This is a genomic window from Variovorax sp. 10L426 (assembly GCF_056395305.1).
The window spans coordinates 1-24,772 of the sequence record NZ_JBFTJF010000022.1 but is presented as its reverse complement, the minus strand read 5'-3'; the positions used below and the strand labels follow the sequence as shown (position 1 = coordinate 24,772).

At 66.8% G+C, this 24,772-nt stretch carries 24 protein-coding genes; 11 read left to right on the top strand and 13 right to left on the bottom strand.

The window, feature by feature from the left end:
* The first annotated feature begins 4 nt into the window (after window positions 1–4).
* On the top strand, window positions 5–673 hold the full coding sequence (locus AC1DHL_RS25555; RefSeq protein WP_478163801.1) for a hypothetical protein: 669 nt from the start codon (window positions 5–7) through the stop codon (window positions 671–673).
* Window positions 674–686: 13 nt separating this feature from the next.
* On the opposite strand, the gene AC1DHL_RS25550 is transcribed toward AC1DHL_RS25555, so the two are convergent.
* The gene (locus tag AC1DHL_RS25550; RefSeq protein WP_478163800.1) at window positions 687–1,178 is read right to left on the bottom strand and encodes a Spy/CpxP family protein refolding chaperone; all 492 of its coding nucleotides are present in this window, start codon (window positions 1,176–1,178) and stop codon (window positions 687–689) included.
* A 314-nt stretch (window positions 1,179–1,492) separates the two neighbouring features.
* On the opposite strand from AC1DHL_RS25550, the gene AC1DHL_RS25545 reads away from it, so the two are divergent.
* Window positions 1,493–2,041: a hypothetical protein gene (locus AC1DHL_RS25545; RefSeq protein ID WP_478163799.1), complete on the top strand. Its 549-nt coding sequence runs from the start codon at window positions 1,493–1,495 to the stop codon at window positions 2,039–2,041.
* A 16-nt stretch (window positions 2,042–2,057) separates the two neighbouring features.
* Here AC1DHL_RS25545 and recJ read toward each other — a convergent pair whose 3' ends face one another.
* Complete coding sequence (gene recJ / locus AC1DHL_RS25540; RefSeq protein WP_478103891.1) at window positions 2,058–3,767, bottom strand: single-stranded-DNA-specific exonuclease RecJ; 1,710 nt, start codon at window positions 3,765–3,767, stop codon at window positions 2,058–2,060.
* A gap of 2 nt (window positions 3,768–3,769) precedes the next feature.
* Window positions 3,770–4,738 carry a hypothetical protein gene (locus tag AC1DHL_RS25535; RefSeq protein WP_478163798.1) on the bottom strand — a complete coding sequence of 323 codons (969 nt, stop codon included), beginning with the start codon at window positions 4,736–4,738 and terminating at the stop codon, window positions 3,770–3,772.
* A gap of 123 nt (window positions 4,739–4,861) precedes the next feature.
* Here AC1DHL_RS25535 and AC1DHL_RS25530 point away from each other — a divergent pair, with 123 nt between their 5' ends.
* The gene (locus tag AC1DHL_RS25530) at window positions 4,862–6,118 is read left to right on the top strand and encodes a lipoprotein-releasing ABC transporter permease subunit (protein WP_478163797.1); all 1,257 of its coding nucleotides are present in this window, start codon (window positions 4,862–4,864) and stop codon (window positions 6,116–6,118) included.
* A gap of 4 nt (window positions 6,119–6,122) precedes the next feature.
* Window positions 6,123–6,818: a lipoprotein-releasing ABC transporter ATP-binding protein LolD gene (lolD, locus tag AC1DHL_RS25525; RefSeq protein WP_478103976.1), complete on the top strand. Its 696-nt coding sequence runs from the start codon at window positions 6,123–6,125 to the stop codon at window positions 6,816–6,818.
* Here the strand turns inward: lolD and AC1DHL_RS25520 are convergent.
* The gene (locus AC1DHL_RS25520; RefSeq protein ID WP_478163796.1) at window positions 6,775–8,364 is read right to left on the bottom strand and encodes an MFS transporter; all 1,590 of its coding nucleotides are present in this window, start codon (window positions 8,362–8,364) and stop codon (window positions 6,775–6,777) included. The two genes, lolD and AC1DHL_RS25520, sit on opposite strands and share 44 nt — an antisense overlap.
* Before the next feature lie 12 nt (window positions 8,365–8,376).
* A complete protein-coding gene (locus AC1DHL_RS25515; RefSeq protein WP_478103886.1) occupies window positions 8,377–8,817 on the bottom strand; it encodes a carboxymuconolactone decarboxylase family protein in 441 nt (146 codons plus the stop codon).
* A gap of 105 nt (window positions 8,818–8,922) precedes the next feature.
* On the opposite strand from AC1DHL_RS25515, the gene pdxR reads away from it, so the two are divergent.
* Complete coding sequence (gene pdxR / locus AC1DHL_RS25510) at window positions 8,923–10,356, top strand: MocR-like pyridoxine biosynthesis transcription factor PdxR (RefSeq protein ID WP_478163795.1); 1,434 nt, start codon at window positions 8,923–8,925, stop codon at window positions 10,354–10,356.
* Between the two features lie 9 nt (window positions 10,357–10,365).
* Here the strand turns inward: pdxR and AC1DHL_RS25505 are convergent, their stop codons facing one another.
* The 7 genes from AC1DHL_RS25505 to AC1DHL_RS25475 form a co-directional block, all read right to left on the bottom strand.
* Window positions 10,366–11,124 carry an SDR family NAD(P)-dependent oxidoreductase gene (locus AC1DHL_RS25505; protein ID WP_478163794.1) on the bottom strand — a complete coding sequence of 253 codons (759 nt, stop codon included), beginning with the start codon at window positions 11,122–11,124 and terminating at the stop codon, window positions 10,366–10,368.
* A 27-nt stretch (window positions 11,125–11,151) separates the two neighbouring features.
* A complete protein-coding gene (aspT, locus tag AC1DHL_RS25500; protein ID WP_478163793.1) occupies window positions 11,152–12,840 on the bottom strand; it encodes an aspartate-alanine antiporter in 1,689 nt (562 codons plus the stop codon).
* A 33-nt stretch (window positions 12,841–12,873) separates the two neighbouring features.
* Window positions 12,874–14,586 carry an aspartate-alanine antiporter gene (gene aspT / locus AC1DHL_RS25495; RefSeq protein WP_478163792.1) on the bottom strand — a complete coding sequence of 571 codons (1,713 nt, stop codon included), beginning with the start codon at window positions 14,584–14,586 and terminating at the stop codon, window positions 12,874–12,876.
* 160 nt (window positions 14,587–14,746) lie between these two features.
* Window positions 14,747–15,787 (bottom strand): VWA domain-containing protein, encoded by a 1,041-nt coding sequence (locus AC1DHL_RS25490; RefSeq protein WP_478103879.1) that lies wholly within the window; start codon window positions 15,785–15,787, stop codon window positions 14,747–14,749.
* Window positions 15,784–16,776, bottom strand: a complete 993-nt coding sequence (locus tag AC1DHL_RS25485; RefSeq protein WP_478163791.1) for a DUF58 domain-containing protein — start codon at window positions 16,774–16,776, stop codon at window positions 15,784–15,786. Before AC1DHL_RS25485 ends, AC1DHL_RS25490 begins: the two co-directional genes overlap by 4 nt.
* Entirely contained in the window at window positions 16,757–17,767 is a 1,011-nt protein-coding gene (locus AC1DHL_RS25480; protein WP_478103877.1) for an AAA family ATPase, read from the bottom strand. The genes AC1DHL_RS25485 and AC1DHL_RS25480 overlap by 20 nt, the downstream gene beginning before the upstream one ends.
* Window positions 17,768–17,805: 38 nt before the next feature.
* The gene (locus AC1DHL_RS25475; protein WP_478163790.1) at window positions 17,806–18,828 is read right to left on the bottom strand and encodes a S1C family serine protease; all 1,023 of its coding nucleotides are present in this window, start codon (window positions 18,826–18,828) and stop codon (window positions 17,806–17,808) included.
* A gap of 86 nt (window positions 18,829–18,914) precedes the next feature.
* Between AC1DHL_RS25475 and AC1DHL_RS25470 the strand changes: the two genes are divergently transcribed.
* Window positions 18,915–19,781, top strand: coding sequence for a TatD family hydrolase (locus tag AC1DHL_RS25470; protein WP_478163789.1), 867 nt, complete (start codon window positions 18,915–18,917; stop codon window positions 19,779–19,781).
* 122 nt (window positions 19,782–19,903) lie between these two features.
* Window positions 19,904–20,245, top strand: a complete 342-nt coding sequence (locus tag AC1DHL_RS25465; RefSeq protein WP_478163788.1) for a hypothetical protein — start codon at window positions 19,904–19,906, stop codon at window positions 20,243–20,245.
* Between the two features lie 46 nt (window positions 20,246–20,291).
* Here the strand turns inward: AC1DHL_RS25465 and AC1DHL_RS25460 are convergent, their stop codons facing one another.
* Window positions 20,292–21,119 (bottom strand): mechanosensitive ion channel family protein, encoded by an 828-nt coding sequence (locus tag AC1DHL_RS25460; RefSeq protein ID WP_478163787.1) that lies wholly within the window; start codon window positions 21,117–21,119, stop codon window positions 20,292–20,294.
* 47 nt (window positions 21,120–21,166) lie between these two features.
* Here AC1DHL_RS25460 and AC1DHL_RS25455 point away from each other — a divergent pair, with 47 nt between their 5' ends.
* From AC1DHL_RS25455 to AC1DHL_RS25440, 4 genes are all read left to right on the top strand, one after another.
* Window positions 21,167–21,700 carry a DNA-deoxyinosine glycosylase gene (locus AC1DHL_RS25455; protein ID WP_478163786.1) on the top strand — a complete coding sequence of 178 codons (534 nt, stop codon included), beginning with the start codon at window positions 21,167–21,169 and terminating at the stop codon, window positions 21,698–21,700.
* Window positions 21,697–22,449 carry a class I SAM-dependent methyltransferase gene (locus AC1DHL_RS25450; protein WP_478163785.1) on the top strand — a complete coding sequence of 251 codons (753 nt, stop codon included), beginning with the start codon at window positions 21,697–21,699 and terminating at the stop codon, window positions 22,447–22,449. The genes AC1DHL_RS25455 and AC1DHL_RS25450 overlap by 4 nt, the downstream gene beginning before the upstream one ends.
* 7 nt (window positions 22,450–22,456) lie before the next feature.
* The gene (tfpB, locus tag AC1DHL_RS25445; protein WP_478103868.1) at window positions 22,457–24,244 is read left to right on the top strand and encodes a type IV pilus assembly ATPase TfpB; all 1,788 of its coding nucleotides are present in this window, start codon (window positions 22,457–22,459) and stop codon (window positions 24,242–24,244) included.
* 135 nt (window positions 24,245–24,379) lie between these two features.
* Window positions 24,380–24,535 (top strand): hypothetical protein, encoded by a 156-nt coding sequence (locus AC1DHL_RS25440; RefSeq protein ID WP_478103867.1) that lies wholly within the window; start codon window positions 24,380–24,382, stop codon window positions 24,533–24,535.
* The last annotated feature ends 237 nt before the right edge of the window (window positions 24,536–24,772 follow it).

Here is a 24,772-nt window from a genome sequence, read left to right as displayed (position 1 = left end):
CGCCATGGTCCGGCGTGTTCTCTTCCTGGTTTTATGGTGGTCGGCCGCGGCAGTGCACGCCGGCGGTCATTTCGACGTCGACGACGCCGGGACGCTGGATCCTGGCCAATGCCAGTACGAGGTCTGGGCGGGGCGATTCGGCGTGGACCGGATCACGGACTACCACCTCGGGCCGGCCTGCCGCGTCGGACCCGTCGAACTGGGCCTGAACATTGATCGCTATTCGGCGGAGGACGCGCATGGATATGTCGTGGGCCCGCAGGTCAAGTGGACCTACCTGGGTCAGGCGCCCGATGCGCGACTCGCCGCGGCGATATCGGCCGGCCTGAGCTACGACGTGACGCACGGCGGGCACACCGGCGGGCAACTGGTGTTTCCCGTGAGTTGGCGAGCGCTCGACAGCCTGTGGATCCACGCGAACCTCGGGGCCGACTGGGACACGGTGAACGGCGAACGCAGCGGCCGCGGCGGGCTCCAGGCCGAATGGGCGCTGAACGACCGGGTTTCCCTGATGTTCGAGCGCTTCCGCGCGTTCGGTGTCTGGACTTCGAGGGGTGGATTGCGATACACGGTCAGGCCTCTGCTCAGCATCGACCTGACCGGCTCGCGCAGCGGAACGGATGGGGTCTGGGGCTACGTGATCGGGGTCAATCAGGAGTTTCGGGGCTTTTGACAGGCGGCTTCTCTCAGGGGAGGACACCCGTCAGCGCCTGGTCGGCCGTGTGCTTCTGCTCGGGCGTCAGCCCTGCATACAGCTTGTCGAGCGCATCGGCAAGTTCCTGCAGGCGCGCGGCGCGGTCCTTCGCGTCGGCCGCCCGCCGCTGAAACAACTCGACGGCCGTGACGTCCTCGGTCGTCGCCGGCCGGCTCATGGTGCCCTTCGCCGCGATATCCCACATCTTGCTGTAGAAGGCGTCCCACAGAGCAGTCTGTTCCGGCGTGATCATCAGGCGCAATCGCAGGTCGTAGAGCTTGTCCCTGAGCGCGTTCGCCTGTGCCTGCGGGTTGGTCGGCTGTTCGTTGGCGCGCGATGCGGGTGGCGTGTCGGCGCTGCGCCCGCGCCTGCCACCACCCATGCCCCCGCCCATGCCACCACCGCCGCCGAACTGGGCAAAGCTGTGGCAGCTGACGACCGCCAGTAGGACGCCCCACGCGAGTTTCTGCCTGATTCCTGCCATTCGAGTTCCTTGCATGCCGATGCCTTGCGCGGCCGCCGACGCATTAGAGGCGGCACGCCTCAAAGGCGCGTTGAGCACGGGTAAAGCCTGCGTAAAGAGGCAGGGGGCCACCCCCTATGCCGATGGGCATCCTCCGTAAGGCGGATGCGCAAGCCGCGCAGGCCATGCAGACTCGCGCCGCATGTCATCCATGCTTCACGCGACCGTGATGTAGTTCACGTTTCGGACGAGTGAGGCCCCACTAGCCCATGCCACGAAACGACGCATCCCTGCACACTGGTTCGCAGTCGAACGCCCCCCGCGAAAGGCTCGCCATGCGAATCGTGCGGACCCCTTCGAACAAGGTCGAAGGACCGATCTCGGACTACCACGTACTCACCTACGCCGACTCTGGTTATGGGCCCTTGCCCCACTACACGAAGCGGCGCGTGCCGCGTGAACAGGTGGAGGAACTCGTCACCCGGATCAACGAGCGTGGCGAGGCGGCAAGCTTCTTTCCCCTCGCGCTGAGCGCGGTGCCCAGGGCGGTGATCTGGGACAAGCTCCATTGGCCGGAGCTTCGGGCACACCTTGCGGATTTCCTTCGGGCCAACGCCCGCGGCTTCGGCGCCCGCCGCATCCTCATCGACCTTCAGTCGCCGCACGGCACGGCGCACGTGATGGAGGCGGTGCGCGGCGCGGTGGAAGACGCGCCACCCATCTGCGTGGACGAGATCGTCGTCGTCGCACCGGCAGAGGCGGACGAAGAGGACGCGCTGCCCAAGCGCCAACGCTCGGACGCTCCAGAAGTTGTTGCGAAAGAAGACGTCGTGAGCACCACCCCGAAAGGCCGGATGGAGCGCATTCGTCCCCCCGCTTCCTGAGCGCGCGCCCGGCGCCTCAGATCTCGGCGCCTTCCACCAGGAACCTGACCCGGCGCACGCCCTGCCATTCGTCGGCGTCGAGCCGGTAGGCAATGACCACGCGAGGCGGAAGCGGCTCGGTATGGCCGAACCAGATGCCGTCCACCGGCTTGCCCCGGTGCTTGAGCTTGAGCGCCAGGTGCTTTTCGCCCACAAGCCGCTGCGAAATCACTTCCACCTCTTCGCTGAAGGTCGGCGGCGCGAAGCCCTGGCCCCACACTTCGCGGTGCAGGGTGTCGACGAGATCCACACGGAGGTATTCCGGCGCAAGCGGCCCGTCGGTGTCCAGCCTGCGCGTCAGGGTGGCTGCATCGAGCCATTCCTGCGCGACTTCGGCCAGTGCCTGCTCGAAAGCCGGGAACTGCTCACGCGCGACGGTGCATCCCGCCGCCATCGCGTGGCCGCCAAACCGCAGCAGCACACCGGGATGGCGCTTGGCGACGAGATCGAGCGCATCGCGCAGATGAAACCCGGGGATGGATCGCCCGGACCCCTTGAGTTCGTGCGACTTGCCGTCGGCGCCGCTCGCCGCGAAGACGAAGGTCGGCCGATGGAAGCGCTCCTTGATGCGCGACGCGACGATGCCGACCACGCCCTCGTGGAAGTCTGCTCCGAACACGCTGATGGCCGCCGGCGGCGCCTGCACATCGTCGAACAGCGATTCCGCCAGCAACAGCGCCTTGTCGCGCATGCCGCCTTCGATGTCGCGCCGCTCGCGGTTGATGCCGTCGAGCATGCGCGCGAGTTCTTCGGCGCGCCCGGCGTCGTCGGTCAGCAGGCATTCGATGCCGAGCGTCATGTCGGCGAGCCGACCGGCTGCGTTGATGCGCGGGCCGAGCGCGAAGCCGAAGTCGAATGTTGTCGCTGCTGCGGCGTTGCGGCCTGCGGCCTTGAAGAGTGCCGCAATCCCGGCGGGCATCGCACCGGCGCGGATGCGCCGCAGGCCCTGCGCCACCAGCCGCCGGTTGTTCGCATCGAGCCGGACCACGTCCGCCACCGTGCCCAGCGCGACCAAGGGCAGCAAGGCATCGAGCTTGGGCTGGTTCCTGACGTCGAACACGCCCCGCGTGCGCAACTCCGACCGCAGTGCGAGCAGCACGTAGAACATCACGCCGACGCCGGCGATGCTCTTGCTTTCGAATGTGCAACTCGGCTGGTTGGGATTCACGAGCACATCGGCCTCCGGCAGCGCGGGGCCCGGCAGGTGGTGATCGGTCACGAGCACGGCCAGTCCGCGCGCCTTGGCGGCAGCCACGCCTTCGACACTCGCGATGCCGTTGTCCACCGTGATCAGCACGTCGGCGCCGCTGTCGGCCACGCGCTCGGCAATGGGCGGTGTGAGGCCGTAGCCGTCGGTCACGCGGTCGGGCACGAGGTAACTCGCGTGCTTCGCGCCCAGCAGCCGCAAGCCGCGCACGGCGACGGCGCAGGCGGTCGCGCCATCGCAGTCGTAGTCGGCCACGACGCAGAGTCGCTTGTCGTCGCGGATGGCGTCCGCCAGCAGCACTGCTGCCTCGCGCGCGCCGCGCAGCGTGTCCGGCGCGAGCAGGAGCGCGAGGCCGTCATCGAGTTCGTCCTTGCCCAGCACGCCGCGCGCCGCATAGAGCCGCGCCAGCAGCGGATGCACGCCGGCTTGTTCGAGCACCCAGGCGCTGCGCGGAGGAATGTCCCTGGCGATGATCTTCATGATCACAGCGCCCCGAGCACAGTCGCTGCGCCCTGCCGGTTGAAGAGGCTGCGGGCCCAGCCGACGAGGCCGCGTGGCTGCACGCCGTAGCTGCAGGCTCCACGGTCGCCGCACAGCGTGAGCGTGACGTCGGCGCCACCCGCGGCATCGGCCAGCAGCGCGGCCACCGGGCCGGCGTCGAGCGCCTGCCAGGCCGATGCCCAGGCGGCACCGTCGTCGCGCAGTGCTGGGGGGCGCAGTGCGTCGGCGACCGTTGGCGTGGTGCCATTCGGGCTCGCCGCGGCCGGCAGGCTGCCGGTGCCGCTGAGCCAGAATGAATTGATCGGCGGAACGCCGCGCGCGGTGCGCTCGTCGTTCACACGCTCGGTATAGAGCAGCATCTGCATCTCGTTCTGGAGCTTGCGCATGGGGCGTGCCGCGTCGGTCAGCGGCGACCACTCGGAGATCGGATAGCCGACAGCGCGATCGATCGATGCCGTGGCGAGTCCGTCGAAGACCTTGCCGCGGGCGAGCCAGCGGCCGGGCGTCGCCGATGCATGCAGTGCGATGCCGTCCTCCGCGAAGAAGGGCTGCGCCGCTGCCAGCAACGCGGCCGACTCCGCCGCATCGATCTCGATGGCGGCCGGATCGCCCAGAACCACGTCGTCGATGCCGACCTGCCAATGGCACAACGTCGCCAGACCCCAGCTTTCGCCGCCGTCGGTGGGCCCCAGGCCGGATTGCTTCGCTTCGAGCGCCGCCCAGGGAATGCAGCCATCGGGCGCCGGGATGCCCAGCGCAGCCGCCAATGCGCGTTCGTGCGGTGGAGAGAGGGTGCTTTCGTCCTGCGCGTCTTCGTGGATGAGCGAAAGCCGGCCAAGAAGGGCTTCGAGCTTCGGCAGGCGAAGACCCGCCAATGCTTCGCGGCAGGCGGGCGAGCCGCGGCCGGCGAAGGGAATCAGCAAATGGCGGGGAGTGGGAGACACAGGCATAGGCCTATTGTCCGGGATGCCACAATGGCCGCGATGTATTGCCCCCACGCTCATCACTTCGTGCATTCGCTGCCCCCCGAGGGGGCGCAGGCCTCCCTTGGGGCGGCCCGGCGGGAGGCCTGAATGCGACTCCCCTACGAACTGCAACTCGGCTGGCGTTACACACGCGCAGGCCGGGCGACGCGGCGCAACGGCTTCATTTCCTTCATCTCCGGCGTCTCCATGTTCGGCATTGCGCTCGGCGTGGCCGCGCTGATCATCGTGCTGAGCGTGATGAACGGCTTCCAGAAGGAAGTGACCGATCGAATGCTCGGCGTGATCTCCCATATCGAGATCTTCTCGCGCGACGGCCAGGCGCTCGGCGACATCGACGCGATCATGGCCGAAGCGCGCAAGAACCCGCAGGTGATCGGCGTGGCGCCGTTCATTTCGGCGCAGGCGCTGATCGCGCGCGGCGAAGACATGAAGGGCGCGCTGGTGCGCGGCATCCAGCCCGAGCTGGAAACGCAGGTGACCGATCTTTCGAGCGACATGCAGCACGGCTCGCTGTCGAAGCTGGTGCCGGGGCAGTTCGGCATCGTGCTCGGCGTCGAGCTCGCGCGCTCGCTGTATGTGCGCGAAGGGGACCAGGTCACGCTGATCGCGCCCGGAGGCCAGGTCACGCCGGCCGGCGTGGTGCCGCGGCTCAAGCAGTTCACCGTGGTCGGCACTTTCGATTCGGGCCACTACGAATACGACTCGACGCTCGCGATGATCCACGAGGAAGACGCCGCGCGCGTGTTCCGCCTCGAAGGGCCAAGCGGCGTGCGCCTCAAGCTCAAGGACCTGCACCAGGCCCGCGAGGTGGCCGACGAACTGGCTGCCACGCTGCCGGGACAGTTCCTCATCCGCGACTGGACGCGCGCGAACAGGACCTGGTTCGCCGCCGTGCAGGTCGAAAAACGCATGATGTTCATCATCCTGACGCTGATCGTCGCGGTCGCGGCCTTCAATCTCGTCTCCACGCTGGTGATGACGGTGACCGATAAGCGCGCCGACATCGCGATCCTGCGCACACTGGGTTCCAGCCCGCGAAGCATCATGGGCATCTTCGTGGTGCAGGGCGCGATGGTGGGCGTCATCGGCACGCTCGGCGGGCTGCTGCTGGGCCTGGGCATCGCCTACAACATCGACGTGATCGTCCCGGCGCTGGAGCGGTTGTTCCATGCGAGCTTCCTGCCGAAGGACATCTATCTCATCAGCCAGATGCCGAGCGACCCGCAGCGGGGCGACATCGTGCCCATCACGGTGATCTCGCTCATCCTTGCCTTCGTTGCGACCCTCTACCCGAGCTGGCGCGCGAGCCGCGTCAATCCCGCCGAGGCGCTGCGCTATGAGTAAGCCGATGAATGACGTGGTGCTGAAGGTCCGCGGACTGACCAAGCGTTTCCACGAAGGCCGGATTGATCTCACCGTGCTCCATGGCGTCGACCTCGACGTGCATGCCGGCGAGACGCTGGCGATCGTCGGCGCTTCGGGTTCGGGCAAGAGCACGTTGCTGCACCTGATGGGCGGTCTCGACGCGCCGACAGCCGGCAGCGTCGAACTGCACGGCGAAAACATCGCGCACGTCGACGCGGCCGAGCAGGGGCGCCTGCGCAATCGCCATCTGGGTTTCGTCTACCAGTTCCATCATCTGCTGCCGGAATTCAGCGCGCTCGACAACGTCGCGATGCCGCTGAAGATCCGTCGCATGCCGCCCGCCGAGGCGAACGAAGCGGCGGTGGCGATGCTCACGGCGGTGGGGCTCGGGGAGCGCGTCCAGCACCGCCCCGCCGAACTCTCGGGGGGAGAACGCCAGCGCGTCGCCATCGCGCGCGCACTGGTCACGCAACCCGATTGCGTGCTGGCCGATGAACCCACCGGCAACCTCGACCGGGCGACCGCGGACAGCGTGTTCGCACTCATGCTGCGGCTGGCGCATGAGCGAAATACGGCCTTCGTGATGGTCACGCACGATGAGAGCCTGGCCGCGCGATGCGACCGCGTGTTGCGCCTCACAGCGGGGCGGCTCGCGAACGGACCGCCGCCCGCCGCGTGAGCGCACCGCGGACCAGCCGCCCGAACAGCACCAGCGAGAGACAGGCCGCAGCCACCAGCGCCACGCCATGAAAATAGTCGAGCGCGGCCATGAAGGTCGCTTCCTGCGTGGCCTGCAGCCCAAGCTGCGCCATCGCCAGACGAGGCGCGTCGAAGGCGGCCTGTGTGCCTGAAAAATGACGCGTCATCTGTTCGAGCGCCTGCTGCACGGCGGGATTGGACGGCGACAGGCTTTCGTTCAAGCGCTCGAAGTGCACGCTGCTGCGCCACTGCATGCACAGGGTGGCGAGCGCCGTGCCAGCAGCCACGCCGAATTGGCCCAGCATGTTCTTCACCTGGTTGGCGTTCGAGAACGTCGCTTCGTCGCGCTGCAGCGTCTGGAAGGTCTGCATCGCCGTCGTCGCCAGGACGACGATCACGAAGGCGCCGTTGCACAGCAGCGCCGGCATGGCACCGAGCATCGGATTGGCCGCTTCGCTCAGGCGAGAGAGCTGCCAGCCGCACAACAGCAGTGCAGTGAAACCCGCAACGTAATAGCGCGTCGGACCTTGGCTGCGCGGCAGCAGCCGTGACAGGACGATCCAGCTCACGACGCCGGCCAGCGCTCCCATCCCCAGGTAGCGGCCGATGACTTCCAGCGGCAGGCCGAGCGCCCTTTGCAGCAGCACCGGCAGCATCATGTTGTTGGCGCCGAGCACGACGTAGCAAAGGCCGAACATCGCAAGTCCGGCGATGTAGCGCCGCTGCCCGAGCGCCCCGAATCGGATGAGCGGCTTCGCGCGCCGCATGTCCAGCCACACGAAGATCCATAGCGCCGGCAGAGCAAGCGCTGCCGCGGCGGCGACAGTGGCGGCGCCGGCGAAGAAATCGAAGCTCGAGCGCTGCAATGCATGCAGAAGCAGGAAGCTGCCGCCCATGAGCGCGAGCAGGCCGATGGGATGCGGCTGGGAGGCTGTTTCGGCGAGGTCCCGCCGATCGTCCAGGGCGCAGTGGGCCAATGTCGCCACCAAGGCTGCGGGCACGAGAAGCACAACGAATGCCGTGCGCCAGCCCTGCAGCGCGAGCGCCGTCGACGCCACCACGGGCCCAGCGACGATGCCCCACGCAAGTCCGGAAGCAAAGAACTTGATGCCGGTGAAGCGACGCGGCGAGGGCGGTATGTGGTTCACCAGCACGCGGCCGGCGGTCATGAAGGATGAGCAACCCAGCGCCATCGATGCGCGGCCCAGGCCGAACTGGACGAGGTTGCCGCTCAACGCGCAGGCCATCGCGCCCAGGGCGAACAGGGCGCTGGCAATCAGCAGCAGGCGACGCCAGCCCAGGCGCTCGATCAGCCACCGATGCATCATGATCGCGCCGATCGCGATCACGGCGTAGAGCGTGGCGACGAGGCTGTATTCCTCCGGGCTCGCCCCGATGCCGCCCATCACCGGCGCGGCGTTGAAAGCCATGATGCCGGTCTGCAGGAAGTCGCTGAAAGGCAGTGCCGCGATCAGGGCGTACAGCGGCAGTTTCTGCGACCAGGGCGGGACGGATGGCGAGGCCATGGCGTTTCAGGCTCAGGCCGTCAACGTCTTGCGGAAGCCGATCGAGAGACGGTTCCAGGTGTTGATCACGCCGATTGCGAGGGTGAGGTTCACCATCTCGCTCTCGCTGAACTCGGCGCGAAGGCTGTCGTAGTCGGCATCGGGCGCGCGGCTGGTCGCAATGTTGGTGATGGCCTCGGTCCAGGCCAGCGCGGCGCGTTCGCGCGGCGTGAAGAAGGGCGTTTCGCGCCAGACGGAAACGGCGTAGATGCGGCGTTCCGTCTCGCCCTTCTTGCGCAGGTCGCTGGCATGCAGGTCGACGCAGAATGCGCAGCCGTTGATCTGCGATGCACGCAGCTTCACGAGGTCGAGCAGTGCCGGTTCGAGGCCGAGCTTGCCGACGGCGACCTCGAGTGCGATCAGGCCCTTGAGGGCGTCGGGAGAGGCCTTGTAAAAATCGATCCTTTGTTCCATGGTGTCGCTCCGGTGGTTGGTTGGTTGTTGCGAGTGCCTCCATGCTAAAAACCGCAGCCCCCTTCACGGGCGGCCAATTCCAGCCATTTGCAGGAGGCCAATCGCATGGAGCTGCACGTCGTCATCGACGGTGACAAGGACCTGACCGGGCAGCTTTACCGGCAGCTGAAGGAGGCCATCCGTTCGGGCCGCCTGGCGGCGGGCGAACGACTGCCACCCTCGCGCCTGTTGGCCGAACAACTCGGCCTGTCGCGCAAGACGGTCGGCGAGGCCTATGCCAGGCTCACCTACGACAAACTCCTGGTCGGCCGCGTCGGCAGCGGGACCTTTGTCGCCGGCGACGTCAGGCCCAGGGTGGCGCCGGAGGCCGGTGTGCGTTTTGCCGGCGCCGCGACGGTCGAGCGCTGGCGAAGCATGGACACGCCCTTGCGGCACCCCGCGCCCGCCGGCAATTCGCGCTACGAGTACATCGGAGGCGCACCGGCCCGCAGCCTGTTTCCGCACGCCGACTGGCGCCGTTGCGTTCTGCATGCGCTGCGCGAAGGCGCCCGTTCGCGCGGGATGTATGGGCCGGTGGAAGGCCTGCCGGCATTGCGTGATGCGATCGCGCGGCATGCGGCTTTCTCGAGGGGCGTGCACTGCGGGGTGGACGACATCCTCGTCACCAACGGCGCGCAGCAGGCACTGGACCTGGTGGCGCGGGTGCTCGTCGAGCCCGGCAGCACGGTCGCCGTCGAGGAGCCTGGCTATCCGCCCGCGCGTCTGCTGTTCAGCGCGCAGGGCGCCCAGGTGGCCGGCATTCCGGTCGATGCCGAAGGAATGAGGGTGGATCGGATACCCGACGGCACGCGGCTCATCTACGTGACGCCCGCGCACCAGTTTCCGCTCGGCATGCCGATGAGTGCGCGGCGCCGCGAGGCGCTGCTGGCGTGCGCCCACGAACTCGGCGCCATCGTCATCGAGGATGACTACGACTGCGAATTCCGCTACGAGGGCCGGCCGACCGACTCACTCCAGAGCATGGACACGCAGGGCTGCGTCGCATTTGTCGGCACCTTCTCCAAGACGCTGTCGCCGGAGTTGCGCCTGGGCTACCTCATCGCGCCGCAGGCGATCCTGCAGGCGGTCTGCGTCGCCAAGCACCTGAGCGACTGGCACACGTCGACACCGGCCCAGTCGGCACTCGCGAAGTTCATCGCCGACGGCGATCTGCTCAGGCACATCCGTCGCTGCCATGCGGTCTACGCCGAGCGGCGCGAACGCATCATCCGGCGCTTCGAAGGCGACCTTTCTTCCTGGTTCGAACTCGTGCCGGCCACGGCGGGCATCCACCTTGCGGCGCTGTGCCGGCGGCCGATCGACATGGACATGCTGTTGCGACTGGCGCGGCGCGTCGATGTCGGGCTCTACAGCCTCGACGGGTTCCACCACGCCGGCCCGGCGCGACAGGGCCTGATGATGGGCTTCGGCGCCATCGAGACAGAGGACATCGATCCGTCGCTCGACAGGCTGCGCGACATCCTCGCGCAGATGGCCTGAGGCTGTGATTCAGGCCGCGATTGAATAGCCGCCGTCGACCGGAATGGCCGTTCCGGTCACGAAGTTCGACGCCGCGCTCGCGAGGAACACCGCGATGCCGGCGAGATCCTCGGGCTGGCCCCAGCGTCCCGCCGCGGTGCGCGCAATCACGCGCTCGTTGAGTCCCGGCACCTGGGCGCGCGCGCCGTCGGTCAGCTCCGTCTGGATCCAGCCCGGCAGCACCGCATTGACCTGTATGTCGTCCTTCGCCCACGATGCGGCCATCGCGCGGGTCAGCTGCACGATCCCGCCCTTGCTGGCGCCATAGGCCGGCGCATAGGGCGCGCCGAAGATCGACATCATCGAGCCGATGTTGATGATCTTGCCGCGGCCGGCCGCCTTCAGATGCGGATGCGCGGCGCGGCAGCAGAGAAAGGCGCTGGTGAGGTTGGTGTCCATCACCTGGTTCCACTCGGCCAGCGCGAGTTGGTCCACCGGCTTGCGCACCGTCGTGCCGGCGTTGTTGACGAGGATATCCAGCCGTCCGCAGCGCGCCGCGAGCTGATCGAACAAGGCCCGCACCGATTCCTCATCGGTCACGTCGGCCGCGAGCGCGAAGCTGTCGCTGCCCAGCGCCTTCAACGCCTCGACCGCGGCCGCCGACTTCTGCGCATTGCGCGCCGCGATCACGACGCGCGCGCCGGCCTTGGCCAACCCCTGCGCCATGCCGAGGCCGATGCCGCCGTTGCCGCCCGTCACGAGCGCTACTTTTCCCGTCAGATCAAACATCCTGATTCACTCCTTGGTGCATGTGTCTTACGCCAGCGCAATGATGAGCGGACCGAGCAGCGTGAGAAACACGTTGGCCAGTGCGTACGTGATCGCGAATGGCACGGTCGGGATCGAATTCTCCGCCTTGTCCAGGACCTCGCCGAAGGCCGGATTGGCGCTGCGCGAACCCGACAGCGCGCCCGCGAAGGTCGCCGCGTTGTCGTAACGCAGAACGTAGCGGCCGATCAGCATCGTGATGATCATCGGCACGATCGTGACCACGACGCCGACCCCGAAGATCGTCAGCCCGAGCTGCTTGATGGTCTCGACCGCCTGAAGGCCGGACGAGAGCCCCACGACCACCACGAAGCCCGCGAGCCCGAAATCCTTGAGCAACTGCACCGCGCCCCCGGGCAGGGCGCCAAAAGTCTGCCGCCTGGCCCGATACCAGCCGAAGAGCAGGCCCGACAGCAACGCGCCGCCGCCGCTGCCGAGCGTCAGCGGAATGCCGCCGATCCTGACGCTCAGCAGGCCGACCAGCAAGCCGACCACGAGCCCCGCGCCGAGGTAGACGAAATCGGTCTTCGTGCTCGGAACGATGACCTCGCCGATGCGCGTCGACACGCGCTTGACGTCCTGCTCCGCGCCGAAGATCGTCACCATGTCGCCGACCTGCACGACGGTGGCGGACTCCATCGGCAGGTCCTTGCCCATGCGGCTGATCCTGATGACGAAGATGCCGTGGCGCGCGCCGCCCGCGGTCTCGTCGCGAATCTGGCCGATCGTCTTGTGATCCAACTCCTTGTTGGTCAGCACAATCTCGCGCTTCTGCATGGTGAGCTCCATGCCGTCGACGTCGTAGAGCTCCTTGCCCACCTTGGAGGCGCCTTCCACCACCGCCGCGCGCCGCCCGACCACGAGAACCACATCGCCCTTGCGCAGCTTCAGTTGTGGGCCGACCTCGATGAACTTGCCGTCGCGCTTGACCTTTTCGACGGTGATGGTCGCGGTGGGATTCGCGTATTCGATCTCGGCCACCGTTCGCTGGAGATCGGTCGTGAGTTCATAGATGCGGCCCACCAGCGCGGGGGCTGCGGCGTCCTGGTCGGGCCCGAGCGCCGCGGCGCCGGCCTGCATGGCGGTCTCGGCCGCGATGGCGTCGTCCCGGATCGACCGGCCCATGAACTTCGGCAGGATGTTGACGCAGATGATGATCGCGCCGAAAGAGCCGAAGACGTAGGTGACTGCATAGCCGATGGCCACGTTGCCTTGAAGGCGCGTCATCTCGTCCGGGGCAAGCCCCAGCTTGGCAATGGCGTCGCCGGCCGTACCGATGATGGCGGACTGCGTCAGGCCGCCCGCCGCAACCCCCGCTGCGAGGCCTTTGTCGAGGCTGTACAGCTTTGCCATGACGATCACGGTGGCGAGGCCAGTGACGGCCATCACGACGGCGAGCACGATTTCCTTGACCGAGCGCTTGCCGAGCGAGCTGAAGAACTGCGGTCCGCTTTCGAAGCCGACTGCGTAGATGAAGAGCGCGAAAAGCACCGCCTTGACGCCGTCGTCGATCTTCACGCCAACCTGGCTGACAACCACCGCGACCAGCAGCGAACCGGCCACGCCGCCCAGCTGGAACTTGCCGAATTTCAGCTTGCCGATGTAGTAGCCCAGCGCCAGGGAAAGGAAGAGCGCCATCTCCGGTGATCTCTTGAAGAGATCGTGCAACCATTCCATGAGCGATCCTTCTGCGTCTTCAGGTTGATGGAGTCACTTCGCCTGCAGCACGCCGACGATGCCCACGATCAGCGGGCCCATCAACGGCAGAACCACATTCGAAATGGCGTAGGTGATCGTGTAGCCCAGCAGCGGCGTCGTGTTGCCAGCCACGTTCTGGATGGCGCTCAGCGCGGGCGTGCTGCACTGCTGCCCGGCGATCGCGCCGAGCAGCACCGGTGTCTCGATCTTGAGCAGGCGGCGACCGATGAAGAGCGAAATGCATGCCGGAAGCACCGCGATGGCAATCCCGAGCAGCGGCAGCGCGACGCCGAACTTGCGGATGAGCGTGAGCGCCTGAGGTCCCGAGGCAAGTCCGACGCAGGCGATGAAGGTGGCCAGGCCGATGTCCTTCATCAGCGCGAGCGCGTCTTCGGGAATGCTCAGCCGGTGCGGATTTCTCGCCTGGAACCAGCCGAAGGCAAGCCCGGTGAGCAGTGCGCCGCCGCCGGTGCCGAGTGCGAAGGGAATGCCGCCGATCTTGACGCTGAAGCCGCCGATGAAGACGCCCAGGAGGATGCCCGCCGCCATGTAGCTGATGTTGCTCTTGGTCGACCGGACGACGCGGACGCCGAAGATCGGCACGACCTTCGGCATGTCGGCGGCGGGACCGAAGACCTTCAGCACATCGCGCTTCTTCAGTTTGAGATCCGGCAGGAGCGGCATCGTGTGGCCGTCGCGGATCACGCCGACGACGTGGACGTTCTGCGGCAGGCGCGGGAGATGGCTGATCTCGCCGATGCGATCGGCCTTCAGGTCGCGCAACTCGCGGTCGACCCACTCGGGCTGGCTGAGCATCACCTCGGCGGTTTCGACAACCACGTCGAAGGCGGCGGTGTCCGCGAACTCCGGGCCCAACTGGCTCGCGAGCGTGACCATCGCAGGGCGTTGGCCGAGCACCAGCACCTGGTCGCCGGCCTCGAGGCGCAGCGACGACGTGATCTCCAGGATCCGGTCGCCGCGCATCACCCGCTCGATGCCGGCGCGCCGCTGCAGGGGCGCCATCAATTCCCCCACCGTTCGCCCGTGCGCAGCGGTGACCTGGAACACCCGGCCGACCATCTCCGGTGTTGCCAGCGTGGCTGCATCGTCTTCCCCGCCGCCCATCGCGCGCCAGAGCTTGTCCGCTTCTTCGCGAAGGTTGATGCGCAGCACCAGCGGAAAGATCTGGCTCGTGGTCACCACGATCGCGATCAGGCCGAACACGTAGGTGATCGAATAGGCCGTCACCACGTTGGCCTGCAACTGACGGATCTCGTCAGGTGGAAGCGCCAGCTTGGAGATCGCATCGGTGGCCGTGCCGACCACGGCCGATTCGGTCGCGGCGCCGGCCATCAGGCCGGCGGCCGTGCCCTGGTCGAAGCCGAAGAAGCGGCTCGCGCTGACGACCAGCCCGATGACGACGGCGACTTCGACGAGACAGAGCAGTCCCATGCGAAGCCCCTTGGCATCGAGGTTGGCAAAGAACTGCGGGCCGCCGGCATAGCCGAGCGCGAAGATGAAGAGCATGAAGAAGGTGTTCTTCACGCTGTCCGCGAGGGTGATGCCGAGTTGGCCCACGAGCAGCGCAACGATCAGCGTGCCGCACACCCCGCCGAGCTGGATGGGGCCGAAGCGGATCTGGCCGAAGGCATAGCCGAGGGCGAGCACCAGGAAGAGTGCGATCTCCGGATGTGCGCGCAGGATGTCGACGAACTCACTGATCACGAACCTGATCCTCTGGTGCCGCCGCTGTCTCGCGGATGAGACTCCCCTGTCCCGGATTCGCCGCCGGGGCTGCGGGAATTATTGCGGGAGGCAGGCCCGGCGCCTACGTGCTCCAAGGGGCATTTCTCGATGCACCAAGGTGCAAAGGGCGCCAGCGATGTCAGAGGATGCGGTTGAACCAGAGCAGCGAAAGCCCCGCCGAAAGCAGCGCCAGGGCAGCGGCACCCATCGCGAAGAGCGCGGAGATTTCGGTCTCCTTCTTCTCGACGGTGAGGCGCGAACTGAGCGAGCTGTAGACCTTCTTGAGATCGGTCGCCGTGCCCGCGTAGAAGTACTCGGCCGACGTCTTGTTGGCGATCGCCTTGAGCGTTTCCTCGTCGAGCCGCACGCGCATCGACCAGCCCTCGAAGCCGATGGTCTCGCCGTCGACCGTGCCGATGCCCACCGTGTAGACGCGCACGCCCCGATCCGCCGCGGCCTTGGCGGCATCGAGCGGATCGACGCCGGTGGTGCGCTGGCCGTCCGTCAGCATGATGATCGCGGCCGATGTGTAGGAACCCGGCGCGACCGGCGTGAAGTCTTTCGGTTGCGGCTTGCCAGCGCGGTCGAGCGACACGCCGCGCTCGCGGGGTTGCGGGCCGAAGTCGGAGATGTCGATGCCCGCGTCCGGGAACAGCGTGGCCAGTGAGACGACGATGGCATTGCCGGTCGCGGTCGCCCGCTGCAGCTGGAAGGAGTCGATCGCCGTCACCAGGTCCTCGCGGTTGGTGGTTGGCAACTGCGCCACCTGCGCGCTGCCGGCGAAAGCGACGACGCCGACCTTCACGGTGCGCGGCAACTCCTTCAGGAAGCTCTTGGCCGCCTCTTGCGCGGCCACCAGCCGGTTGGGCTGAACGTCGGCCGCGCGCATGCTGCCGGACACGTCCATCGCGAGGATGATGGTCTGCTGGTTCGACGGCAGCACCACCACCGCCATCGGCCGCGCGGCGGCGATCAGCATGGCGGCCAGCGCCAGCATGAACAGGAGGGGAGGAACGTGACGGCGAAAAGTCTGGCCGGTGCTCATGGCCTCGCGCACGATCGACAGGCTGGCATAGCGCAGCGCCAGCTTTTTCTTGCGGCGTATCAGCCACAGGTACAGCAGCACCAGCAGCGGCAGTGCCAGCAGCAGCCAGAGGAATTGGGGCCACAGGAAATTCATGCTGCCACCGCCTTGGAGTTGGACGGCCCGGTACGCACGCGGCGCTTGCGCATGTCGGCGAAACGCACGATGGCTTCCACCAGGTCGTCGTCGGTCGAGAGTTCGAGCGTATCGACGCCGATCTTCGCCAGCGCCGCGCGCAGTGTGGCTTCGCGTTCCGAGGCGATGCGTGCGAAGCGCTTGCGGAAGCCCGCGTCATGCGTGTCGACCCAGAGCTGCTCGCCGGTTTCGGCGTCGCGCAAAGGCACCAGTCCGAGGTCGGGCAGTTCGAGTTCGAGCGGATCGAAGAGGCGCACTGCCACGACGTCATGGCGCTGGACCAGATGCGCGAGCGGCTTTTCCCAGCCGGGCTCGCTCATGAAGTCGGACACCACGAAGACGGTCGAACGGCGCGGCGTCAGCACGGCGGCGGACCGGAGCAACTCGGCGAGGCGGGTCATGCCCTTCTGATCGGGCGCGACCTTGGCCGCGCGCCGCTCCATGGCGTGCAGCAGGTGCAGCACATGCCGCCGGCCGCAGCGTGGAGGAATCACCGCCTCCACGTCGTTGCCGTAGACCATCGCGCCGACGCGATTGCCGTGGCGCGTGAGCAGCCGGGCGATGACCCCGACAAAGCCAGCCGAGATCTCGCGCTTGGCCCGGAGGCCCGAGCCGAAATCGACCGAGCGGCTCAAGTCGAGAACGAACCATGCGGCCATCTCGCGGTCTTCGGTGAAGACGCGCACGTGCGGGGTCTGCAGGCGCGCGGTCACGTTCCAGTCGATGTGCCGGACGTCGTCGTGGTGCTGGTATTCACGCAGGTCGGCCAGATCGAGGCCGGCGCCGCGCATCAGCGTGCGGTAGTCGCCCTGCAACAGACCGTCGAGCCGGCGGATCACCGTCCATTCGAGTCGGCGAAGCGCGCGCTCGACGCCGCTCGCCGCGACATCGGCCGCCGCGAGCGCCTCGTCATTGGCCGCTTTCGCGCGCCTAGGCCACCAGCTTTTCATGTTCGAGCGGTTTGGCGGGTGCAGGCACTGCCCTCATGATCCTGTCGATCAGGCTGTCGGGCGTCAGCCCTTCGGAGAGTCCTTCGTAGGACATCGTCACGCGATGGCGCAGCACGTCGGGCACCAGCGCGGTCATGTCCTCGGGCAGCGCATAACTCCGGCCTCGCAAGAGGGCCAAGGCGCGCGCGCCTTCAGTCAGGTTGATGCTGGCGCGGGGACTGGCGCCGAAAGTGATGAAGCGGCGCATGTCCTTCAGTCCATGCCGCTCGGGCGTGCGGGTGGCTGACACGAGCCTGACCGCGTACTGGATCAGCGAAGGGTCGACGTACACGCGGCGGGCTTCGGCCTGCAGGGCCGCCAGCTGGTCGGTGGTCGCGACCGCGGCCGCCTCGACAGGCGGTCCGATCACGCGCTCGACGATCACGAACTCTTCCTCGTCGCTCGGGTAGTCGACCAGCACCTTCATCATGAACCGGTCGACCTGCGCTTCCGGCAGCGGGTAGGTGCCTTCGGTCTCGATCGGGTTCTGCGTCGCCATCACGAGGAAAGGACGCGGCACCTTGTGCGATTCGCCGGCAATGGTGACTTGGCGTTCCTGCATCACTTCGAGCAGCGCGCTTTGCACCTTGGCCGGCGCACGGTTGATTTCGTCGGCCAGCAGCAGGTTGGCGAAGACCGGGCCGAGCGAGGTGCTGAAGTCGCCGGTCTTCTGGTTGTAGATGCGCGTGCCCACCAGGTCCGCCGGGACCAGGTCGGGCGTGAACTGGATGCGCTTGAACCGCCCGCGCACGGTGTCGGCCAGCGTCCGGACCGTGAGCGTCTTGGCCAGGCCCGGCACGCCCTCGACCAGCAGGTGCCCCCCCGCCAGCATGGCGACCATCACGCGTTCGAGGAATCGGTCCTGCCCGACGACGACGCGCTTGACCTGATAGAGGATCTGCTCCATCAGCTCGGCCGTGGCAGCGGAAGTCGGTTCGGTCTCTGTGGTCATGCCTTTTGCTTTCTTCGAGTGATCTGAATCAGAAGGGCTCAGAAGGGTGGTGAGCCGGCGGCGGTTGCGGCGTTCTCGATCGGCACTGCAAAACCGATGCCGATGAAAGTGCGCTGCTGGGTCGGATTGAGGATGGCCGTCACGATGCCGAGCACTTCGCCGTTCATGTTCACGAGCGGGCCGCCAGAGTTGCCGGGATTGGCCGCGGCATCGAACTGGATGAGGTTGCCCAGCTCCTGCTTGCCCTCCGGCGAGCGGAACGAGCGATTCAGTCCCGACACCACGCCCGCGGAGACCGAGGGTCCGATGCCGAACGGGAATCCGACCGCCGCGACCTGATCGCCGGGCTGGAGGTCCGCAGTCGAGCGCATCGTGGCCGGAATGAGGTCGTCGGGCAGCTTCTGCGCCTGCAGCACCGCGAGGTCGTTCTCGGGCTGCACGCCGGTGATGGTGGCAGGCGACTCCAGCCCGTCGGCGAAGGTGACGTGGATGGATTCCGCGCCGGCCACCACGTGCAGGTTGGTGAGGATGATGCCCTTGTCGACGATCACGACGCCGGTGCCCACACCGCGCTCCACGAGCTGTCCCGGGCCCTCGTCGGGAGGGGCTTCCGGCGGCTTGCCCTTGGCGAGATTGCGCCCGCGCTTCTCGGTCTTGGCGTCGGGCGTGGTCTTCTCGGTGCCGTAGCCCACCACGCGCACCACCGACGGCCGGATGATGTCCGCTGCCTTGGCGGCAGGCGAGGGGAGCGTCGTGGTCTGCAGCGTGCGCAGCACCGCTGCGTCGATGTCTTTCTGCGTGAGCGTGCGCGTGGCCTGGTGCGGCCACAGCATCGCACCGCCGGCGCCGAGGCCCACGCAGAGCACGAGCAGCGCTGCGAAGCTCCGGCGCCCGGGTTGCCAGCGCCTGGCGACAACGCGTGCGGGCGGCATCGGGACCGACGTGCCTGCCCCGTCGTGCGAATCGGACGTGTCGGAAGTCTCCGGTGTTTCAGGCGCGCCGGGCACGGCCGCATCCTGCGGCCCACGGGGCGAGCGGCTGTAGAAAGCTGGCCTGCGCATCGGGCACCTCCGGCAAAAGAGAACGCTTGAGGAGGCACGGTAGCACGCTTTCCGCGGCTGTGCATCCGTTCGGGCATCATCGCAAGATGGTCGCCTTTGTCGATACCCATTGCCATCTGGACGCGCCCGAGTTCGGCGCCGAAATGCCCCGGATCCGGGCGCGCGCGGCGAGCGCGAACGTGGCACTTTGCGTCATTCCCGCGGTGGCAGCGTTCAATTTCGAGACGGTGCGCGAACTGGCGCATCTTCAGGGCGACGCCTATGCGCTCGGCATCCACCCGATGTGCACCGGCCAGGCCCTGGACGAACACCTGGCGCTGCTCGATGCCGAACTCGAACGGCGGCGCGACGATCCCCGGCTGGTGGCGGTCGGCGAAATCGGGCTCGACTTCTTCGTCGAAGGACTGGACCCCGACAGGCAGGCGCATTTTTTTCACACTCAGTTGCAACTCGCACGCAAGCACGATCTGCCGGTGATCATTCACGTGCGCCGTTCCGTGGACAAGGTGCTCAAGCACCTTCGTCAGGTGGCGCCGGGGCAGGGGCAGAAGTGGAAGGGGATCGCGCACGCCTTCAACGGCAGCGAGCAGCAGGCGCAGGCCTGCATCGAACTGGGCCTCAAGCTGGGCTTCGGCGGTGCGGTGACTTTCGAACGCGCGCTCCAACTGCGCCGCCTCGCGGCCACGCTGCCGCTGGACGCGATCGTGATGGAAACCGATGCACCCGACATCCAGCCGCACTGGCTCTACCGCACGCAGGCCCAGCGCGACGCCGGCGAGCCCCAGGGACGCAACGAACCGGGCGAGCTGCCGCGCATCGCCGCAGTCGTGGCGGAACTGCGCGGCATCCCGATCGCGGTTTTGGCCGAGGCGACGACGCGCAATGCCGTGGCCGCGCTGCCGCGTCTGTCCGCGCTGATCGGTGTGTCGGATGAGATGGCGCAAGGCGCGTAGGCCAAGCGCTCGACTTGCGTCTGCCGGGCGTCGAGGCTGGCGTTCGGTGTCATCCTTTGACTCCGCGACAGCGTTGCGTCAAAGTGACTGGTCTGTCACCCAACCCATATAAGGAGTTTCCAATGAGCAAAACCATCATTCGCACCCTGCCGGCCGCTCTGGCTGTGGCCTTTGCTTGCGTGGGCATGTCGGCCGTCGCGCAAACTGAAACCCAGAAGCTGGAGAAGGACGCCGACAAGGCCTGGGATTCGACCAAGAAAGGCACAGAGAAGGCTTGGGATGCCACAAAGAGCGGGACCAAGAAGGCCGCGCATGCGACCGAGAAGGGCGCCAAGAAGGCTGGCAACGCCGTCGGGGACGTGGCCAGCGACGCTGCATCGGGCACGCGCAAGGTCGGTGACAAGATCGGCGAGAAGATTCCGGGCACCGAGCAGAACGAAGCCGCCAAGAAAGCCAAGCCCTGAGCTTTCCCGGCTCTCCAATGAAAAGCCCGCCTGTGCGGGCTTTTTTTCAGGCCGCGGCCGGCGTGACGGTGCGGTGCGCGATCGGTGTTTCCGGCGTCGGATAACCCGCGGCGCCGAAGGTCTGGACGATGGCGCGGTGCGTGTCGAAATACACCTGCCAGTAGTGGTCGGTGTGCGTGTAGGGCCGTACGGCAAGCAGCGGCCCCTCGGGCGTGAACTGAAGGATCTCGATGTCGGCCGGCTGCTCGGTCGACACATTGGGGATCTTGCCCACCGCCGCCCTGAGCAACTCGATGGCCTTGTTCACGTCGACGCCGTTGGCGATCTTGGCCGTGGTGTCGACCCGGCGCCATTTCAGTTGGCTGAAGTTCTGGATCGTCTCCGACAGCACCTTGTTGTTGCCCACGGTGATGATGGTGTTGTCCGGCGAAATCAGCGTCGTGCCGAAGAGGCCGAGTTCCTTCACGGTGCCGGTCGTGCCGCCGCCCACGGTGACGAAATCCCCGACCCCGTAAGGGCGCAGCACCTGCAGGAACACGCCCGCCGCGAAATGCGTGAGCAGGCCGCCCCAGGCGGTGCCGATCGCCAGGCCGGCGCCGGCGAGCAGCACGGCGAACGAGGTCGTCCGGATGCCGAACATGTCAAGGATCGCGAGGATCAGGACGATGGTGAGCACGACCCCGAGGATCTGTACGAGGTAGTTGCTCAGCGTTGCATCCAGCTTCCTGCCGCGCTCGAGCGCCTTGGCCGTCAGCCGCTGCGCGATGCCGATCAGCCATCGCCCGATGGCCCAGGCGACGATGGCGCCGATCACTTTCAGGCCAAAATCCACCCCTTGCGTCGTCAGGAATATCCAGATCGCTTCCGTATTCATGCTCGTTTCCTCACAGGTGCCGGTGCTTCTGCAAACCAGCCATCGTTATGGATAAGCCGACTCCGCGCCCAGGCGACGCGAAAGCCGTGCTCACGGGGCTTGCGCCGATCGTGTCTGGCAACACCGCCTTGTTGATCCTCGGCAGCTTTCCAGGCGCCCGGTCGATCGCGCAGCAGCAGTATTATGCGCACCCGCAGAATCACTTCTGGAAAATTTTGCAGGCCCTGTGGCCTGGAAACCCGCTTCCAGCGGGCGAAGATAGCTATCAAAAGCGTAGCAAGTGGTTGGTCGACCGCGGGTTGGGCGTGTGGGATGTGTATGCGAGTTGCCAGCGTGAGGGCAGCCTGGATTCAGCGATCCGCGACGCGGTCGCCAACGACATCGCGAGTCTTCGGCTGCCGAAACTCGCGGCCATCGCCCACAACGGCGGCGAGAGTTTCCGGCACGCCAGGCACACCCTGACGCTGGGCGTTCCGGTTCATCGATTGCCTTCGTCGAGCCCGGCCAACGCATCGTGGAGTTTCGAGCGCAAGGTGCAGGCTTGGCGCGAAGTGTTTGAAAGGTATCTGGTCATCCCATGAAGGTCGCTCTCCCCGAGGTCAATTTCTCCGATTGGGGAGACGTGCGCTATCTGCATCTGGGCACCGAGTGGGTGCAGGGCTCGATGAAGCTCGATGCGCCCTTCGAGATCGAGCTCGAATACGTGCAGCGCATGATGGCGTGGCTGCTCTTCGTCGACGACGCCAGCGTGCCGAAGCGCCATGCGATGCAGCTTGGCCTGGGTGCCGCGAGCCTCACCAAGTTCTGCCGCAAGACGCTGCGCATGCGCACCACGGCGATCGAGCTCAATCCCCAGGTTGTCGCGGCATGTCGCGGCTGGTTCAAGCTGCCGCCGGACGACGGCAAGCTGGAGATCGTGATCGCCGACGCCGCGACCGAGATCCGCAAGCCGCAATGGCTGGGCACGGTCGATGCGCTCCAGGTCGACCTCTATGACCACGAGGCCGCCGCGCCCGTGCTCGACAGCGAAGACTTCTATGCCGACTGCCGCGCCTTGCTGACCGAGGACGGCTGCATGACCGTCAATCTTTTCGGCCGTTCTTCAAGCTACGAGCGCAGCCTGGAGAAAATCTCGGCCGCGTTCGGCGAAGACGCGATCTGGGCGTTCAAGCCGACGCGCGAGGGCAACACCGTCGTGCTCGCCCAGCGCCATGCGAGCCGGCTGAAGCGTCCCGCGCTTGCCGAGCGCGCCCAAACCATCCAGACTCGCTGGCGCCTGCCTGCCCCGAAGTGGCTCCGGGTGTTCAAACCGCACGAAGCGAAAACCTGATCCATCCATGAGTGCTGTCTCCGCCGCTCCACACGCCCCTTCGCGCCACGAGGGTCCGCTCGACCTGCGCCACCTGATCGAATGGCTCGCCAAGGACGGTGTCATCTCGCCGCCGGAGGCCAAGCGCACGATCGCACGCTGCGCCCAGGCCGAGAGCCGCCAGCCGCCGCTGGTGCGGCTCGCGAACGTCGCGATGACGCGCGAGAGCGACGGAAAGCCGCTCGACCTGGAGATGCTCACGCAGTGGCTCGCCGCCCGCGCGGGGCTCACCTACCTGCGCATCGATCCGCTGAAGGTCGACGTGGGAAAGGTCGCGGACACCATGAGCGCGGCCTACGCGGAACGGCACAAGGTGCTCCCGGTGCAGGTGACGCCGAGCGAAGTGGTGGTGGCCACCTCCGAGCCCTTCCTCACGGACTGGATCGCCGAAGTCGAGCGCCAGTCGCGCCGATCGGTGCGGCGAGTGGTCGCCAATCCGACCGACATCCAGCGCTACACGGCGGAGTTCTTCGCGCTCGCCAAGTCGGTTCGGGCCGCGCAGAAGGCGGGCTCGAACACGGGCGGCGCCAGCTTCGAACAGTTGGTCGAGCTCGGCAAGAGCACCAAGCAGCTCGACGCCAACGACCAGAGCGTGGTGCAGGTGGTCGACTGGCTCTGGCAATACGCCTTCGACCAGCGCGCAAGCGACATCCATCTCGAGCCTCGGCGCGACCAGGGCGTGATCCGCTTCCGCATCGACGGCGTCCTGCATCCCGCCTACCAGATGCCGATGGGCGTGATGAACGCGATGGTGTCGCGCATCAAGCTCCTCGGCCGCATGGACGTGGTCGAGAAGCGCCGGCCGCTCGACGGCCGCATCAAGACCCGCAACATGCGCGGCGACGAGGTCGAAATGCGCCTGTCGACGCTGCCGACGGCTTTCGGCGAAAAGATGGTGATGCGCATCTTCGACCCCGACACGGCGGTCAAGGACCTGGACGCACTGGGCTTCGCGCAGCACGACGCGCGCCGCTGGGAACATCTCGTGACGCGGCCGCACGGAATCATCCTGGTGACCGGCCCGACGGGCTCGGGCAAGACCACGACGCTGTACTCGACGCTCAAGCGCGTTGCGACGGAAGAAGTCAACGTGAGCACGGTCGAAGACCCGATCGAAATGATCGAGCCGTCCTTCAACCAGACGCAGGTGCAGCCGCAACTCGACTTCGGCTTCACCGAAGGCCTGCGTGCGCTGATGCGGCAGGACCCGGACATCATCATGGTCGGCGAAATCCGCGACCTCGCAACCGCCGAGATGGCGGTGCAGGCGGCGCTGACCGGCCACCTCGTCTTCAGCACCTTGCACACCAACGATGCGCCGAGCGCGATCACGCGCCTGATGGAGTTGGGTGTGCCGTCGTACCTGATCAACGCCGTGATGCTCGGCGTGCTGGCCCAGCGGCTGGTACGCACGCTGTGCACGCATTGCAAGGCGCCTGATGAGACGGTGACGCGCGAGAAACTCGCCGAGTTCGTATCGCCCTGGCAGATCAGCGGCTCGGTGCGTGCCTACAAGCCGGTCGGCTGCGTGGACTGCCGCATGACGGGCTACATGGGCCGCATGGGCCTTTACGAACTGCTCAGCGTGACCGAAGCCTTCAAGAGCGAAATCACGAAGGAGCCGAACATGACTTCGCTCAGGCGGCAGGCCGTGGCCGACGGCATGCGGCCGTTGCGCCTGGCCGGCGCGCTGCGCGTGGCCGAAGGAGTCACCACCATCGAAGAAGTGCTGAGCGCGACGCCGCCGCTGGAGTGATCCGACTTCTGGCCCCAGGCCGGAACAAGGAAAAAATTCACACTCGGCGCGGATAGCAACATCGGCATTTTGGATGATTCCCAAAGGGCCGCGACCGTCGCAAAGTGGAGTCTCCCAACGATCCGGGAGATCAAGATGAATTCCGAAGTTTTGACGATTGGCGTGCTGGCACTGGTCGTGGCGGGCGGCTGGGTGATCGACCTCATCAACCAGCATGACACGGCCAAGTTCCGTCGCGAACTGGCCAGTCATCTCAAGAAAGCTTCAGACTCCTTTCACGGCGCGCACTGACGCCGGAGGCTAGGGCCTGTTCACACTACTTCCGGGGTCGCGAAGGTATGCCAGGACGGGCCAATCAAGGCGCGCGACGCCGCGTGTGCGTTGGCACATGCAAGGAGCGCAACGCCGAGTGGCCCGTCCTGGCATACCTTCCCTTCGGGTTGTCGTGCAAAGGGGCCGTCTGCGGCGTTGCCCACGCTTGCAAGGCCAAAGCCTTGCTGCGCGCGGGCGCCTTGCATCCAGCCCCTT